Here is a 15,696-nt window from a genome sequence, read left to right on the forward strand (position 1 = left end):
GCGGCACGGGCGGGCATGATGGCGACACTTCTGCAGTATTTGTCGCTGTCGCGGAGACATGGCGACACTTGAGCCGGTCACCTACGAGACGCCGCAATGGATTCCTCGGCTCGACGAGGGGTACCGGCGCAGCTCACGCAGGGCCGACCCTACTCGGCTGCCGTTGTCCCCGGACATCGCCGACCTGGACATCGCCGTGCCCGCCGATGTTCGCGCCGACATGGAGCATGCCGGGCATGAGGTCGCGCGATTCGATGCCGAACTCGGCGGTGAGATCGCGCCGTTCGCCGCGGTGTTGTTGCGATCGGAGTCGGCCGCCAGTTTGCGCATCGAGAATCTGACGGCGTCGGCTCGATCGATTGCCGAGGCCGAGTTGCCCGGCGGGCGGGGCAAGGCGAACGCCGAGTCCATCGTGGCGAACACCGCAGCACTGGTGGCAGCGGTCGCGTTGTCGGATTCCCTTGATGCCGAAGCGATTCTGTCGATGCACGCCGCGCTGATGCGCAACGAGCCGCGCCATACACCGGGGAGGTGGCGGACCGAGCAGGTCTGGATCGGCGGTGGGAACAGTCCGATGTCGGCGACGTTCGTACCGCCCGACCATTCGCGGGTGCCGGCGGCCATCGACGACCTTCTCGCATTCATCCGGCGCGATGATCCGCCGGTTCTCGCCCACATTGCGGTCGCGCATGCGCACTTCGAGACCATCCATCCCTTCACCGACGGAAACGGCCGGACCGGACGCGCCCTGGTACAGGCGATGCTGCGTCACAGGGACCTCACTCGTCGGGTCACCGTGCCGGTGTCCGCCGGGCTGCTCGCCGACACCGATGCGTACTTCGCCGCCCTGACCGCATTTCGGCATGGTGACCTCGTGCCGATCGTGCAACGGTTCACCGACGCGAGTATCCGCGCCGTCGGCAACGGTCGGCAGTTGGTGACGGAGTTACGCGACATCCGTGAGCGCTGGGGTGAGAGCATCACGGCACGCAAGGATGCGGCCGTGTGGCGGGTTGCCGACCTGCTGGTTCGTCGTCCCGTCGTCAATGGTGTCGTGCTGCGCGATGAACTCGGTATCTCGACGGACCATCCGCGACGTCACGTGGGACCGCTGCTCGATGCCGGGATCGTCGTCGAGTTCACCGACCGGTCCAGGAATCGCGCGTGGCGCGCGCCGGAGGTCCTCGATGCCCTGGACGCCTTCGCCGAGCGGGCCGGCCGGCGCGGCTGAACCGATCACCCCAGCGTGCGTTCCAGGAGTCTCTCCAGCTCGACGAAGTGATACTCGGCCGCATCGTGGTTGTACATCGGGGTGTCGGCCATCGTGTATCCGTGCGGCGCACCGGGATACACGGAGGTGTGATGGGTGACGCCTACCGAGGTGAGCGCATGTTCCAGTTTGGCGATCGCCTCCGGATCCATCGACCGGTCGTGGTCGGCGTGGATCGCCAGGATCTCGGCGGTGACGGTGTCCAGGTGCAGATGCGGGCTGTCCGGATCGTCGGTGACCAGTCGCCCGGTGTGGAACATGCCGACCGCGGCCACGTCATCGGGCCGGGTTGCCGCCGCCAGCAGGGCCAGGCGTCCGCCCATGCAATAGCCGGTCACCGCAACGGGTCCCGAAGCCACACGCGGAAGTGCGTGCAGTGCATCCAGATACGCCTCGATGTCACCCGTGGCCAGATCGGGGGTCAGATCACGCACCCGCGGCATCGCCTCGGCCATGAACGCCGCTCGGGCGTCGGCATCCGACAGCGGCTCTGACGGGGAGGTCTGCGCGGCGGTGCCGCTGCGGTAGAAGACGTTGGGTACCAACACGACGTATCCCCAGGAGGCGATGCGGTCGGCCATGGCGCGGGTCTGTGGGCGCAACCCGATGGCGTCGATGAAGAACAACACGCCCCGCCGGACGGACCCGTCCGGCGCGGAATCCGGGCGTGCCACATAGGCTTCGGCTGTGCCGTCGGGCATGGCCAGGGTGATCATCTCGCCGGTTGGTGCGGACATCGATGTCTCCTTTCGAACGGTGATGTGAACCGGGAGGTCAGAGATCCCCGGGAAGTTTGTCGCGCCGGATACCGCGCCAGCTGGGATGGCGAAGGTGGCCGGTGCTGGTCCAGTCCATGAATCGCACCTCGCCGACAATCTTGGGGAGCACCCACACGGCGTTGGCCGCGACCGGACGGTCGATCTTGTCCAGAAATGGTGAGCGACTGATCGTCAGCGGCTCGAGTTCCTCGGCAAGAGACGACAATTGGGCTTCGGTGAACCCGGTTCCGACCCGGCCGACATACCGGAGCCCGGTCTCCTCGGGCAGGCCGAGCAGCAGCGAACCGATCGTATGTGAACGGTTGCCACGCCCCGGTCGCCAGCCGCCGATGACGACCTCGATGTCACTCCAGTTCTTGTGCTTGAGCCACGACGACGATCGCTTACCCTGCTGATACACCGACGAACGACGTTTGGCCACAACGCCTTCCATCTGATGTTCGCGACTGTACTCGGCGGCCACCGCACCCGGACCCGGCAACAGCGGTGGCACCTCGACGTAGCGCGAATGACGGAAAGCGGGCGCGAGTTCCTCGAGGAGCTCGCGCCGCTGCGACCACGGCTTGCGCAGCAACGACGTTCCGTTCAGATACAGCACGTCGAACAGATACAGCTTAAGGGTGTAGTCCGCGTCGGTGGCGTTACGTCCGGCGAGGAGGGTGAAGTTGGTGCGGCCCGACGAGTCCAGCGCCACCACCTCGCCGTCGAGAACCGCGTCGATGAGACCGAGATCATCGGCGATGGAGGCGAGTTCGGGAAAGTCCTTGGTCATGTCGAGGCCCGAACGCGACGTCAGGCGGAACTCGCCACCGATCGAGCGGATGAGCAGCCGGTACCCGTCCCACTTGCCTTCGAATGCCCACTTCTCGTTGTCGAGGCCGTCGATCGGCTCGTCGGTGGCCAGCATCGGCCGTGGATCACGCAGGCTGTCCGGGAGGATCGGGCGCGGTTCGTCGCTCATCAGGTGGGCGAGCCAGTTCTTGTCGCCGGTGCGGATCAGCGCGTAGCGGCCCTGGATGCGATCGCCCTTGAGTCGCACGATGATCTCGTCGGCGCGCCACTTCTCGGTCTCGAAGGTGCCCCGATCCCAGATCTCCACATGCCCGCCGCCGTACTCGCCTGTCGGGATGTCACCGGCGAAATCGGCGTAGTCCAACGGGTGATCCTCGGTCTGCACGGCGAGCCGATTCTGGTCGGAATCGGTCGGCAGATTCTTCGGCACCGCCCAACTGACCAGCACCCCATCGTGTTCGAGGCGGAAGTCGTAGTGCAGCCGGCGGGCGTGATGCTCCTGGATCACGAAGATCGGCTCCGCCGCGGCGGTGTCGGTCGACTGGGCGCGACGCCGGGCCGTGTTCTCGTCGCCGAACGGTTCGGGGGTGGCCGACGAGTCACGCTTGCGCCGGTAATCGCGCAGGTTGATGACCTGGCCGGAACGCGGCGTGTCGCCGTCCGTGCCGCCGCCCGTGTCGGCATCATCCGCGTCGTCGTCATCGTGGTGGCCGGCGACGGTGCTGTCGGCATCGTCGTACGGGTCGTCGAGTCCGTCGAGCAGGTCGCCGTCCTCCTCGACGCGCTCGAGGACGTCGGTGTAGAGCAGTTGAGTGATGTCGCGGTCGGCGAGTTCGGCCCAGGTGCGGGGCGCGGCCACCCACGGCTGTTCGCGGCCGCGCAACGAATACGGTGAGAGTGTGGTCTTGGATGCGCTGTTCTGACTCCAGTCGATGAAGATCTTGTTGTCGCGCTTGGCCTTCGACATCGACGCGGTGATCGCGTCGGGATGCTCCCACTCCAGCGTCGACGCGACCCGGTGGGCGACCTTGCGCGCCGAATCCGGCGAGACCGGCGTGTTGAACCGGCCGTACACGTGAATTCCCTTGCCGCCGCTGGTCACCGGATAGCAGGCGATTCCGACGTCGTCGAGCATCTCGCGGACGGCGCCGGCCACCTCGGCGACCTCACGCAGCGGCACACCGGGACCGGGGTCGAGATCGAAGACGACCCGATTGGCCTTGCACGCATCCGGGGCGTCGGCGGGTCCGTGCTCGGGAAGCCGCCACTGCGGTGTGTGCAGTTCCAGGGCGGCCATCTGCGCCAGCCACACCAGGGTCGCGGGGGAGTCGGCGATGACGTACTCGATGATCCGGCTGCTGTGTTCGACGCCGTGCCGACTCACCCAGTCGGGTACCCCTTCGGGCACCGTTTTCTCGAAGAAAGGTGTCGAATCCACACCGTTGGGCCAGCGTTTCCGGGTGATCAGACGGCGTGCGAGATGCGGCAGCATGACGTGCGCGATGCGTGCGTAATAGTCGATGACATCGAATTTGCGGGTCCCGGTCTGCGGGTAGAGGACCTTGGACAGATTGGTCACCGTGATCGTGCGACCGTCGACCTCGAGGCTCTGTCCACCCACCATGAACCAAGCGTGCCACGTCGATCTGTTGTGCGCGGCAGGCCGCGGACGCCGTCGGGGGATGGCACAATGGCGACCATGCGCTCGATATGGAAGGGCGATCTGAGCTTTGGCCTGGTGAACGTGCCCGTCAAGGTGTACTCCGCCACGGAGAGTCACGACCGCAAGTCCTATCAGGTCGACTCGTCCGACGGCACCCGCATCCGCTATCGGCGGGTGCGTGAGGGCACCGACACCGAGGTGGAGTTCTCCGACATCGCCAACGCCTACGAGTCGTCGGCGGGGGACACGGTGATTCTCACCAAGGACGACCTGTCGTCGCTGCCGGTGCAGAAGAGCCCGGAGATCTCGATCCTGGAGTTCGTCCCTGTCGATCAGGTCGATCCGATCTACTTCGACAAGCCCTATTACCTCGAGCCGTCCTCGAAATCCCCGAAGGCGTATGTGCTGCTCGCGAAGGCGCTGGCCGAGACCGAGCGCCTGGCGATCGCGTCGTTCACGTTGCGCAACCGGACGCGGATGGCGGCGCTGCGCGTGATCGAGCCCGGTGTGATGACCCTGCAGACGCTGCTGTGGCCCGACGAGGTCCGCACTCCCGACTTCGGTTTCCTCGGCGAGGACATCGAGATCCGGGATCAGGAACTGCAGATGGCGTCGTCGCTGATCGACTCGATGGCCCAGGACTACGACCCGAGCGAGTTCTCCGACACCTACCAGGAGGAGTTGAGCAAGCTCATCGACGCCAAGGCCGGCGGTGAGCAGGCCTTCCCCGAGTCCGACGACGACTCCGAGACCGACGAGGACTCCGAGGTCGCCGACCTTCTCGCGGCGCTGCGGGCGTCGGTGAAGGACCGGTCGGCCGATACCGACGGGGACGAGGCGCCCGCGAAGAAGGCCCCGGCCAAGAAGGCCGCCGCGAAGAAGGCGCCCGCCAAGAAAACCCCGGCGAAGAAGACCGCGGCCAAGAAGGCGCCCGCCAAGAAGGCCTCCCGGCGGGCGAGCTGACCGGCGCGAGGGTGTGCCGCGGTGGTGGTGCCGCGGAGGTTGCGCCGGCCCGGCGCCCGGAAATCGACTGTCCTGATCCGAACGTGTGAGGCAAGCTCGTGAGGTGAGTTCCTCGGTGTCCACCTCGTCGCTGCCCCGGGTGCTGCGCCCGTTCTCCGGTGCCCAGTACCGGCGGCTGGTGTTCGGGTTGATGCTGGCGTTGTTCTCCGACGGCGTGTGGACCGTGACGGTGGTGTGGCAGGTCATCGAGATCGGCGGCGGCCCCGGGCAGGTGTCGTTGGCGTCGGGCCTGGCGGCCACCGGCATGGTGATCTCGACGCTGTTCGGAGGCGTACTCGCCGACCGCGTCTCCCAGCGGTCGATCATCGTCGGCCTCGAGATCGTCAAGATGATCGCGTTCGGCATGGTGGCGATCTGCGCACTCACCGGGGTGCTGACGTTGCCGATCGTGGTGATCGCCGCGATTCTCGGTGGCATCACCACCGGCATGTACTACCCGGCGTACTCGGCGCTGTTGCCGGCGATCGTCGAACCCGCACAGCTGCAGGCGGCCAACGGAATCGAGGGAATCGCGCGGCCGGTGCTGTTTCAGGCGGTGGGCCCGATGGTCGCCGGTGCGGTGATCTCGGTGGCCGCCCCGGCGCAGGCGTCCATCATCGCCGCGATCGCGAGTGTCGGTGCGGCACTGTGCTATCTGCTGATGCGGCCGGTCGCCGTCCGTCGCGACCCGGCCACCCTGCGTGGTCCGGTGGTCCGTTCGGTGCTCACCGACCTGGCCGAGGGATTCGTGTACATGTGGCGCACGCCGTGGCTGTGGGCGACGCTGTTCTTCGCGACCGTGCTGGTGCTGGCCACGATGGGACCGATCGAGGTGCTCATCCCGTTTGCCTTGCGCGAGCGGGTGAATGGTGGGGCCGGCGATCACTCGCTGGTGCTCGCGGCATTCGGTGTCGGGGCCGCTGTGAGTTCGTTCGTGTTCGCGTCGATTCCGATGCCGCGCCGATATCTCACTCTGATGTTCGGCATCTGGAGTCTGTCGTCGGTGCCGCTGGTGCTGATGGGTGTGGCCGAACACACCTGGGTGTTCATCGTCGCCGGATTCCTCACCGGCATCCTGTACGACGGCCCGATGGTGTTGTGGGGCACGCTGTTACAACGTCGGGTGCCGCCGGCGCTGCTGGGCCGGGTGGCCAGCCTCGACTTCTTCGTCTCGGTGGTGCTGATGCCGGTGTCGATGGCGCTGGTCGCTCCGGTCAGTCACGCGATCGGCGTGACCACCACCTTCGTGCTGTGCGGACTCATCCCGGTCCCCGTCGCCGTCGGGTTCTATCTGGCCGCCCGGCTCTGGCGTGACGAGGTGGCTCATCCGCTCACCGACGAGGCGCAGGCGGTTGCGGCGGCGGTGGTGCATGACGAGATGACCGGTGCGGCGTTCGTCGAGCCGAATACCGTCGAGCCCGATACTGTTGTGTCACAGGAGGATCGGGACGACCCGCCCGCCGCGCCCTGAGTTTCTGCGGCACCCCGGATCAGTCGTCGGTGAGGTGCTCGGCGGCGGATCGGGTGATCTCCTCGGTCAGTGCCGACAGCAACGGCGAGGCGAGTTTCCAGTACTGCCAGAAGAGCGGGACCTCGACGCGCCGGTCGGTGATGGTCACCAGCCTGCCGTGATCGAGTGCGTCGGCGATCTGGACGCGCGGTGTCAGGCCCCATCCCATCCCGAATTCGATGGCGCGGTGGTACTCGGTGGATGCCGGGATGTAGATCGCGGGCGGATCGCTCGGTATCCGGGTGAGCAGACGCAACGCCTCGCGTTGCAGGTTGTCGCGCCGGTCGTAGTGCACCATCGGGGCCCGCGCCAATGCGGCATCGGTGGGGCCCTGCGGCATCCAGCGGGCGAGGAATCCGGGTGTGGCGACCGGGATGTAGCGCATCGAGCCGAGCGGCTGGGTGTGGCAGCCGCGGATGCGATCGGGGAGTGAGGTGATGGCGCCGAGCACCTCGCCGCTGCGCAGGTAGTCGGAGTTGCGGCTCTCGTCGTCGCGGATCACCTCGACCGCACCCGGATTCGAGTGATGAAAACGCGCCAGCGCCGGCAGCAGCCAGGTGGCCAGCGAATCGGCATTGGCGGCGATCGGCAGATGGATCAACTGCGGTGCGGCGGCCGGGTCGTCGGGCGGGTGGTCGCCGGAGGTTGAGCCGACCAGCTCTTGCTCCGCCTCGGTGCGCAGCAACTCCCACTGTCGGGCCAGCCGGATCACGATCTCGCCGTCGCGGGTGGCCTGCACCGGCTTCGTCCGTCTCAGCAGGACACGTCCGACGCCGTGCTCCATCGCCTTGATGCGCTGACTGACCGCCGACGGTGTGATGTGCAGGGACCGGGCGGCGGCCTCGAAGGTTCCCCCACGCAGTACCGCCGACAGCGTCTCCAGACCGTCCGGTTCCAACTCCACATAAGTGATTCTAATGATTCCTGAAAAAGATTCGCTGTACGCGGGTTCGGCGCGCTCGTAGCGTCGAAGACATGAGCGCATTCTGGATGCCGGCCCTGGCCGGATTACTGACCGGAGCGGGTCTGATCATCGCGATCGGCCCGCAGAACGTCTTCGTGTTGCGGCAGGGGGTGCGCCGAGCCCACGTGGCCCAGGTGGTGGCGGTGTGCGCGGTGTCCGACGTCGTGCTGATCACCGCGGGCGTCGCCGGATTGGGTGCCCTGGTCAGCGCACATCCGACGCTGATCACCGTGGCCACACTCCTCGGCGGCGCCTACGTGATCGTGCTCGGACTGATGGCCGCCAAGCGCAGCCTGCGCAGCGGCACCGGGATGACCACCGATACCGGCGAGGCGGCGAACACGTCGCGCTGGATGGCCATCGGTACCGCCCTGGCACTTACCTGGCTCAACCCGCACGTCTACCTCGACACCGTGCTGACCATGGGCGCGATCGCCAACGGACATGGAAACGGCAAGTGGGCCTTTGCCATCGGCGCCTGCATGGCGAGCATCCTGTGGTTCACCATCCTCGGTGGGGGAAGCCGGCGGATGGCTCCCCTGTTCGCGAAACCGCACGCGTGGCGCATCCTCGACGCCGTCGTCGCCGTCATCATGATCGGTATGGGCGCCGCGTTGATCGCGTCTGTGTGACACGCGCACCCCGATGCCTGCCCTGGTGTCACCGCCCTGGTGCCCCGGCACTGGGGCCACCGCCCCGATGTCCTGCCCCGGTGTCCTGCCCCGATGTCACGCTGTTCGTCGATGCCGTGGTGTGATCGGTGCGCACACCATCATCGAGGCAGGAGGTCGACGATGACCGCAGGCGCCGGACGCGAACGTCAGAACGAGATCTACACCGCCGGTATCCATAACCGTCGGCCGGTCGTGCCGACCGACTTCGCCGAACTCGAACGCCGCGCCCGCAAGGCGATGTCGGAACGGGCATGGGCCTATATCGCGGGCGGTGCCGGTGAGGGTCGGACGATGACCGCCAACCGCAGTGCCCTCGATCGGTGGGCGATCGTGCCGCGGGTGCTGCGTGATGTGTCGCAGCGCAGCCTGGAGGTCGACCTCTTCGGTACCCGGCTGCCGGCACCGATCCTGTTCGCACCGGTGGGTGCCGGTGGGCTCGCGCTGCGTGATGCCGACGTCCACATCGGGCACGCCGCCGCCGAACTCGGTGTGCCCTATATCTTCTCGAATCAGGGCAGCGCCCCGATGGAGACGGTGGCCGCCGAGATGGACCGGGTGCGACCCGGGGCGCCCCGGTGGTTCCAGTTGTACTGGTCGACCGACGACGACCTCGTCGACTCGCTGCTCGCACGTGCACAGCGGTGTGGTGCGCAGGCGGTGGCCGTCACTCTCGACACCACGATGCTCGGCTGGCGGCCTCAGGACCTCAACCTCGGTTCGCTGCCCTTCGCCCGGGCCGAGGGGATCGCGCAGTACACCTCCGATCCGCGCTTCGCCGAGATCGTCGCCGAGCGCGCCGCCGGTCCGTCGGAGAAGCCCGAGATCTCCCTCGGTGCTCTCAAGACCCTGTTCTCCATCGCGCGGAACACGCCGGGATCGTTGCTACGCAACATCATTGCGCCGGAGCCCCGCGTTGGGGTGCAGACCTTCCTCGACATCTACTCGCGGCCGTCGCTGAGCTGGACCGAGATCGCGTCGCTGCGGGAGCGGACGTCGCTGCCGATCGTCCTCAAGGGTGTCCTGCATCCCGACGACGCGCGGATGGCCGTCGACGCCGGCATCGACGGCATCATCGTCTCCAATCACGGAGGCCGTCAGATCGACGGTGAGATCAGTTCCATCGATGCGCTCGCCGACATCGCACCCGCCGTCGACGGGCGGTGCACTGTTCTCGCTGATTCCGGGATCTATACCGGCGCAGACGTTTTCAAGGCGCTCGCGCTCGGTGCCGACGCCGTCTGCATCGGACGCCCGCACATGTACGGACTGGCGATCGCCGGTGCTTCCGGAGCGGAGGATGCGGTGGCCAACATCATCGCCGAACTCGACCTCACCCTCGGACTGTCCGGGCACACCAGCGTCGCGGAACTCGATGCCGGTGTGCTGAAACGACTGTGAGGCCTGCCGGACGGGTGACCGAGGGCCTCACAGTGGCGAGGTGGCTTGCGTGATGCTCAGACCAGCGGCCGCTTGGTGCGGATGCGCCACTTGACGTCGGTGAGCAGCAGATTGAACGGGAAGGCGCGCAACCACTTCGGGAAGTGCGCGATCATCGCCCGGGCGATCTCGTTGTGAACGTCGAAGAAACGCTGCTGCCACGGCTTGAACTCGACACCCATCGCCCTGCGGAATCCCTCGTCGAGGAAGCCGATGGCGAAGATCTCCGAATGCCATCCGAACAGCCGCGACATCGTCGAACCGGCGAAGCCCATCCGGGCGATCTGCATCAGGTGTTCGCGGATCACCGGGTCGATCTCGAGCGAGTCGATCATTCCGTTCCAGTAGACGTCGAAGTCGGCGCGGGTGGCCGGCCACATCTCGCGCGGCATCTGCAGGGTCGTGCCCATGACGGCACCGGCCTGGTAGGCCTCCTCGGTGATGACCGCGGGATCGCCGAAGATGCGCTGGACGTCCTCCCACCCCTTGTACAGGCAGGCCGCCACCCACAGCTGCAGATTCGGGTCGAACGCGTTGTACTCGACCGGGCTCTCCGGGGTGGACCGGACCTTGGCGTGCGCACGGCCGACCGCGCGACGGTAGGCCTTGCGGATCTTCGGGTCGCCACTCGCGGCGACGGCGAGATAGCTCAGCGTGGTCCGGGTGCGCTTGACCGGGTGTTTGAAGAGATTTCCGGAATCGACGCGGCTCTCGTAGACGCCGTAACCGACCGCGGGCAGCGCGAGTTGCATGATGACGTTCGCCGGTCCGGCCAGCGTCGCGATGCCCAGCATCTCCATGTTCGAGGCGGGCAGGGCGTCGAGCTCGGCGCGCGACATCCGTGCCACGTGGGGCAGGAACTCGGTGTCGGGTTGTTCGGCCGCCAGGTTGGCGCTCAGCGAATCGTCCGGCGATTCCTGTCGCGCGGCGGCAGAGTTCTGCACTGTCATGTCCCGACCTCCGGTTGTGCGATCGATCCGTCGGCACCCCTCAGGCCGTCGGATTATCTGGAAACGAACGTTTCCTGATGGCCTTGATTGAACCTTGCCGATGCCGGAGGTGTCAAGATGGGACGCGTGAATGACCCGTCTGTTGGTGACCGGCCGGCGCCCGATCCTCGTGGAACCACCCAGGGCGAGCGGTCCTCGGTCCTGCGGTCCTACGGGGGCGTCGACGGCGACGAGCGGGTGTCGCGTCGGCGGGAGGCCCTGATCGATTCCGCTCTGGGGCTCCTCGACACCGAGGGGGCGGTGACCGTGCGCGGCGTCTGCCGGGCCTCGGGCCTCAATCCGCGATACTTCTACGAGAGTTTCGAATCCGCCGACGCGCTGGTCGAGGCGACATTCGACCAGGTGATCGAGGAGATCTCGGATTCGGCGCTGACCGCCTTCGCCGCGGGCATCGGCATCGACGACAAGGTGTCCGGGGCCGTCGGGGCCATCGTCGACGTGATCGACGACGACCGACGCAAGGGATCTCTGCTGTTCTCGCCGTCGCTGTTGTCGCCGGTGCTGGCGGCCAAACGCAGCGAGTCGAGTTCTCTGTTCGCCATGCTGACCCTGCATGCGGCCAGTGACGCGCTCGACGCCGAGGCGGGCCCGCGGGCCATCGCCGCGGCCCAGTTTCAGGTCGGTGGCCTGGGCCGACTGCTGTCGACGTGGCTCGACGGCGAGATCCCACTGGATCGGGATGAGGTGGTCGAGCTCAGTGTCGGCCTGATGATGTCGCTGGTGCAGGTGGTCACCAGGAGTGTGGCCACTGAGCCCGGTGAGGATATGTTGGACTCATGACTGACGGAGTCGAGGCCGGCGGAGCCGCGCGAACGACGGCGTCATGGCGTGATTTCGGCGAGCCCGAACTGCCGGTTCCGCTGGCCGCGGCGTTGGCGGCATTCGCCGAGCACGGCTATCACGGCACGTCCGTCCGGGAGATCGCCGCGCGCGCCAACCTGTCGGTGCCCGGGCTCTACCATCACTACCCGTCCAAGCAGTCCCTGTTGCAGGGGTTGCTCGAACGCACCATGACCGATCTGCTCGCGCGCTCGGAGCAGGCCATCGTCGAGGCCGGTGACGAGCCGGTCGATCAGTTCGACGCGGTGGTCGAATCGTTGTTGCGGTTCCACATGTATCGCCGGGAGCAGGCGTTTGTCGGTTCCACCGAGATCCGCAGCCTCGACGATTCCTACAAGTCGACCTACATCGGACACCGGGATCGTCAGCAGCGGATGGTCGACGAGATCGTCTTTGCCGGGGTGGCCGCCGGCGACTTCGCCACCGAGTACCCCAAGGACGCCAGTCGCGCGGTGGCCACCATGTGCGTCGGGGTGTCCACCTGGTTCAAACTCGACGGGGAACTCGACGCCGACGAGTTGATCAAGCGGAATCTGAAGATTGCACGCGACATCGTCGGTTACGGTCGGGGCTGACGCTTTCGTCGACGGTCGTCAACGGGGTACTTGACCGCCGTGGGTCGGGATGGCAGTGTGTCTGCTCGACGGAGCGAACGCTCGGTCGGCGAGCGCGAGTCCAGCGCGGTGGCCGGCCGGGCTCCAGTGAGGAGACCCCATGCCCATCGACCTGAGCTACGACGCCGACGTCGTCGACCTCGTCGAGAAGACGTCGCAGTTCATCCGCGAGGAGGTGCTGCCGATCGAGGAGAAGTTCGGCGGCGACATCGAGGCGGCCGGCGGTGACGACGTACGCCGGCAGATGAACGCCAAGGCCAAGGAGGCCGGCGTCTTCGCACCGCACGCGCCGGCGGAGTTCGGTGGACTCGGACTCGACATGTCCGACCGGGCACCGGTCTTCGAGGCCGCCGGTTACTCGACCTTCGGCCCGGTGGCCCTGCACATCGGCGCGCCGGACGAGGGCAATGTGCACATGCTCGCCCACATCGCGAGCGAGGAGCAGCGGCATCGGTATCTCGCGCCACTCGCTACCGGTGACGTGCGATCGGCGTTCGCGATGACAGAGCCGTCACCGGGTGCCGGCAGTGATCCCAATGCTCTGCGGACCGCGGCCGTCAAGGTCGACGGTGGCTGGAAGATCAACGGCGAGAAGCGATTCATCACCGGCGCCGACGGTGCGGGCTTCTTCATCATCATGGCCCGCACCGCGGGTTCGCCCGGTGATCGGGGCGGCGCGACCATGTTCCTGGCCCCGGCCGATCGCGAGGGCATCGTTGTCGGGCGACACATCCACACCACCGACCGGTCGATGGTGGGTGGGCACTGCGAGGTCACCTTCACCGACGTCTTCGTCCCCGATGACGACGTTCTCGGTGAGGTCGACGAGGGCTACCGGTATGCGCAGGTGCGTCTCGGCCCCGCACGGATGACGCACGTGATGCGGTGGATGGGTTCGGCGGTGCGCTGTCACGACGTCGCCGTCGACTACGTCTCCCGCCGTGAGGGTTTCGGTGGCACCCTCGGTGATCTCGGCATGATCCAGCAGATGGTGGCCGACAACGAGATCGACCTGGCCGCCGCACGTGCCCTGCTGGTGAAGGCGTGCGCCGAACTCGATTTGGGCAAGCATGCGTCCAACGAGACATCGATCGCCAAAACCTTTGCCGCCGAGGCATTCACCCGTATTGCCGATCGCAGCATCCAGATGTGTGGCGGGATGGGCGTCTCCGATGACCTGCCGCTCGCGCGCCTGCAGCGCGAACTGCGCCCGTTCCGGATCTACGACGGTCCCTCCGAGGTGCACCGCTGGGCCATCGCGCGGCGGGCGATCGGCCGCGCCCGCAAGGCCGCTGCCGCCGCCGAGGCGAAGCGATGAGCGCGACGTCGGTGGATCCGCGGCAGGTTCTCGACGCGAATGTTCTCCGGAAGTTCCTGGAGGACAACGGTGTCGATGTCGCCGGCGACCTCAGCATCGATCTGATCAGCGGTGGCAAGTCCAATCTGACGTTCTCGGTGACCGACGGGGTGACGCGGTGGATCGCGCGCCGTCCACCCACCGGGGGACTGACGCCGTCGGCGCACGACATGGCTCGCGAGTGGACGGTGACCCGGGCGTTGGGGCAGACCGACGTGCCGGTGGCGCCCACCGTGGCCTTCGACGCCGACGGCGACGTCCTCGGAGCGCCGTGCACCATCGTGGAGTTCATCGACGGATCGGTGATCCGGACCGCCGATGAACTCGACCAACTCTCCGACGACGACGTCGCCCGCAACCTCGACGGCCTGGTCACGACGCTGGCGCGGCTGCATGCCGTCGACTACGCGGCGGTCGGACTCGGCGAATTCGGCCGTCCCGCAGGCTTTGCCGCGCGACAGGTGAAACTGTGGTCGCGTCAGTGGGGGATCGTCAAGACCCGGGAACTGTCCGACGTCGAGAAGCTGGTGACCCTGCTGTCCGAGCGGGTGCCCGACGATGCGCGGGCCACCATCGTGCACGGCGACTACCGCGTCGACAACACGATCCTCGATCCGAATGATCCGGGAAAGGTTGCCGCCGTGGTGGACTGGGAGATGTCAACCCTCGGCGACCCCATCACCGACGTGGCGTTGATGTGCGTGTACCGGGAGCCGGTGTTCGACGTCGTCCTCGGTTTCGACGCCGCGTGGACCTCGCCCCGGTATCCCTCGGCCGACGAGATCGCCCAGCGATACGTCACCGCCACCGGAAATGACCTGGGCGACTGGAAGTTCTACCTCGGACTCGCCAGTCTCAAGCTCGGCGTCATCGCCGAGGGGATCAGTCATCGCGCCCGCGTCGGCGCGTCGGCCGAGGCCGGCGCCGAGAAGGCGTCGGAGGCCACCGCCGAGTTCATCGCCAACGGGCTGCGCTACCTCGGATAACCCCGGCGCGTTGACGTTCCCCTACCGGAAGGTGGCGACACCGCCGTCGCGGTCGTCGAGGTGCGCGTGCTCGTTGAACGACACCACCGACACCCCGCGTCGGCCGACGATCAGCTTGGTCACCGACGCGTTGACCATCGCCCGCGACACCGCCGGCCACTTCGCCGGGGGCACGCCCCACAGATCGGCGATCCACTGGCTGATCACACCCGCAGACGACACCACCAGCACCGTCTGACCGCTGCCGGCCAGCGCGGCGGCGTCGCGTCCGGCGGCGTCGACGCGGGCGCGGAAGTGCGCGTACGTCTCGCCACTACCGTCGGAGACGGCGATCCCACCACTGCCATCAGAGGTCGCGTCGGGATGTCCCGTCTGATCGATCCAATGCGCCAGTGACGCGTCGAGGCGTTGCTGATAACCACGGCCGTCGGCGTACTCCGCCGCGCTCGCCTCGCCGACGAGCGCGGGCATCTCGTACTCGTTCCAGCGCGGATCGACGGCCGGCGCCGGCGTCGAGTCGAAGGCGCTCGTCACACCGGCGAGAGTGTCGCGTTGCCGGGGGAGATCGCCGCTGACGGCGGCGGTGAACGCTGCGGTCCGTCCGGCCAGCAGGGCCCCGGTCAGTCGGGCCTGCACCAGTCCGACCTCGGTCAATCCGCCGACCTCACCGGATGCGCTCGCCGATTCCGCGCCCACCACCCCATACGCCTTCGGATCGGCCTGCCCGTGACGCACCAGATAGATGACACCCATGCGGTGAAGCCTATTGGGCCCGCATCGATGAATTTGAGGCGCCCC

Annotated in this window: 14 protein-coding genes; 9 read left to right on the forward strand and 5 right to left on the reverse strand. The window is 67.2% G+C overall.

Annotated elements, in window-relative coordinates; genetic code table 11:
- Positions 1-58: 58 nt before the first annotated feature.
- Positions 59-1,231 (forward strand): Fic family protein, encoded by a 1,173-nt coding sequence (locus tag ACWETB_RS07155; protein ID WP_452210216.1) that lies wholly within the window; start codon positions 59-61, stop codon positions 1,229-1,231.
- A gap of 5 nt (positions 1,232-1,236) precedes the next feature.
- On the opposite strand, the gene ACWETB_RS07160 is transcribed toward ACWETB_RS07155, so the two are convergent.
- Together ACWETB_RS07160 and ACWETB_RS07165 are read right to left on the reverse strand one after the other, a co-directional pair.
- Positions 1,237-2,007: a dienelactone hydrolase family protein gene (locus tag ACWETB_RS07160; RefSeq protein WP_452210218.1), complete on the reverse strand. Its 771-nt coding sequence runs from the start codon at positions 2,005-2,007 to the stop codon at positions 1,237-1,239.
- Between the two features lie 37 nt (positions 2,008-2,044).
- Positions 2,045-4,465 carry an ATP-dependent DNA ligase gene (locus ACWETB_RS07165; protein ID WP_449742655.1) on the reverse strand — a complete coding sequence of 807 codons (2,421 nt, stop codon included), beginning with the start codon at positions 4,463-4,465 and terminating at the stop codon, positions 2,045-2,047.
- 75 nt (positions 4,466-4,540) lie between these two features.
- On the opposite strand from ACWETB_RS07165, the gene ku reads away from it, so the two are divergent.
- Both ku and ACWETB_RS07175 read left to right on the forward strand, forming a co-directional pair.
- On the forward strand, positions 4,541-5,467 hold the full coding sequence (gene ku / locus ACWETB_RS07170) for a non-homologous end joining protein Ku (protein WP_452210221.1): 927 nt from the start codon (positions 4,541-4,543) through the stop codon (positions 5,465-5,467).
- Positions 5,468-5,570: 103 nt separating this feature from the next.
- Complete coding sequence (locus tag ACWETB_RS07175) at positions 5,571-6,977, forward strand: MFS transporter (RefSeq protein WP_449742657.1); 1,407 nt, start codon at positions 5,571-5,573, stop codon at positions 6,975-6,977.
- Between the two features lie 19 nt (positions 6,978-6,996).
- Here the strand turns inward: ACWETB_RS07175 and ACWETB_RS07180 are convergent, their stop codons facing one another.
- On the reverse strand, positions 6,997-7,920 hold the full coding sequence (locus tag ACWETB_RS07180; protein WP_452210223.1) for a LysR family transcriptional regulator ArgP: 924 nt from the start codon (positions 7,918-7,920) through the stop codon (positions 6,997-6,999).
- Between the two features lie 71 nt (positions 7,921-7,991).
- Here ACWETB_RS07180 and ACWETB_RS07185 point away from each other — a divergent pair, with 71 nt between their 5' ends.
- Positions 7,992-8,612, forward strand: a complete 621-nt coding sequence (locus ACWETB_RS07185; protein WP_449742659.1) for a LysE/ArgO family amino acid transporter — start codon at positions 7,992-7,994, stop codon at positions 8,610-8,612.
- A gap of 162 nt (positions 8,613-8,774) precedes the next feature.
- Positions 8,775-10,052 (forward strand): alpha-hydroxy-acid oxidizing protein, encoded by a 1,278-nt coding sequence (locus ACWETB_RS07190; RefSeq protein WP_452210225.1) that lies wholly within the window; start codon positions 8,775-8,777, stop codon positions 10,050-10,052.
- A gap of 56 nt (positions 10,053-10,108) precedes the next feature.
- On the opposite strand, the gene ACWETB_RS07195 is transcribed toward ACWETB_RS07190, so the two are convergent.
- Positions 10,109-11,041, reverse strand: a complete 933-nt coding sequence (locus ACWETB_RS07195; protein ID WP_452210227.1) for an oxygenase MpaB family protein — start codon at positions 11,039-11,041, stop codon at positions 10,109-10,111.
- A 117-nt stretch (positions 11,042-11,158) separates the two neighbouring features.
- Between ACWETB_RS07195 and ACWETB_RS07200 the strand changes: the two genes are divergently transcribed.
- The 4 genes from ACWETB_RS07200 to ACWETB_RS07215 all read left to right on the forward strand — a co-directional run bounded on the left by ACWETB_RS07200 (position 11,159) and on the right by ACWETB_RS07215 (position 14,898).
- The gene (locus ACWETB_RS07200; RefSeq protein ID WP_449742662.1) at positions 11,159-11,881 is read left to right on the forward strand and encodes a TetR/AcrR family transcriptional regulator; all 723 of its coding nucleotides are present in this window, start codon (positions 11,159-11,161) and stop codon (positions 11,879-11,881) included.
- A complete protein-coding gene (locus ACWETB_RS07205) occupies positions 11,878-12,516 on the forward strand; it encodes a TetR/AcrR family transcriptional regulator (RefSeq protein WP_452210229.1) in 639 nt (212 codons plus the stop codon). Before ACWETB_RS07200 ends, ACWETB_RS07205 begins: the two co-directional genes overlap by 4 nt.
- 139 nt (positions 12,517-12,655) lie before the next feature.
- Complete coding sequence (locus ACWETB_RS07210) at positions 12,656-13,873, forward strand: acyl-CoA dehydrogenase family protein (RefSeq protein WP_452210231.1); 1,218 nt, start codon at positions 12,656-12,658, stop codon at positions 13,871-13,873.
- Positions 13,870-14,898, forward strand: coding sequence for a phosphotransferase family protein (locus tag ACWETB_RS07215; protein WP_449742664.1), 1,029 nt, complete (start codon positions 13,870-13,872; stop codon positions 14,896-14,898). Before ACWETB_RS07210 ends, ACWETB_RS07215 begins: the two co-directional genes overlap by 4 nt.
- A 21-nt stretch (positions 14,899-14,919) precedes the next feature.
- On the opposite strand, the gene ACWETB_RS07220 is transcribed toward ACWETB_RS07215, so the two are convergent.
- Positions 14,920-15,651 (reverse strand): histidine phosphatase family protein, encoded by a 732-nt coding sequence (locus tag ACWETB_RS07220; RefSeq protein ID WP_452210233.1) that lies wholly within the window; start codon positions 15,649-15,651, stop codon positions 14,920-14,922.
- Positions 15,652-15,696 lie beyond the last annotated feature (45 nt).

This window comes from Gordonia sp. NPDC003950 (genome assembly GCF_053605205.1).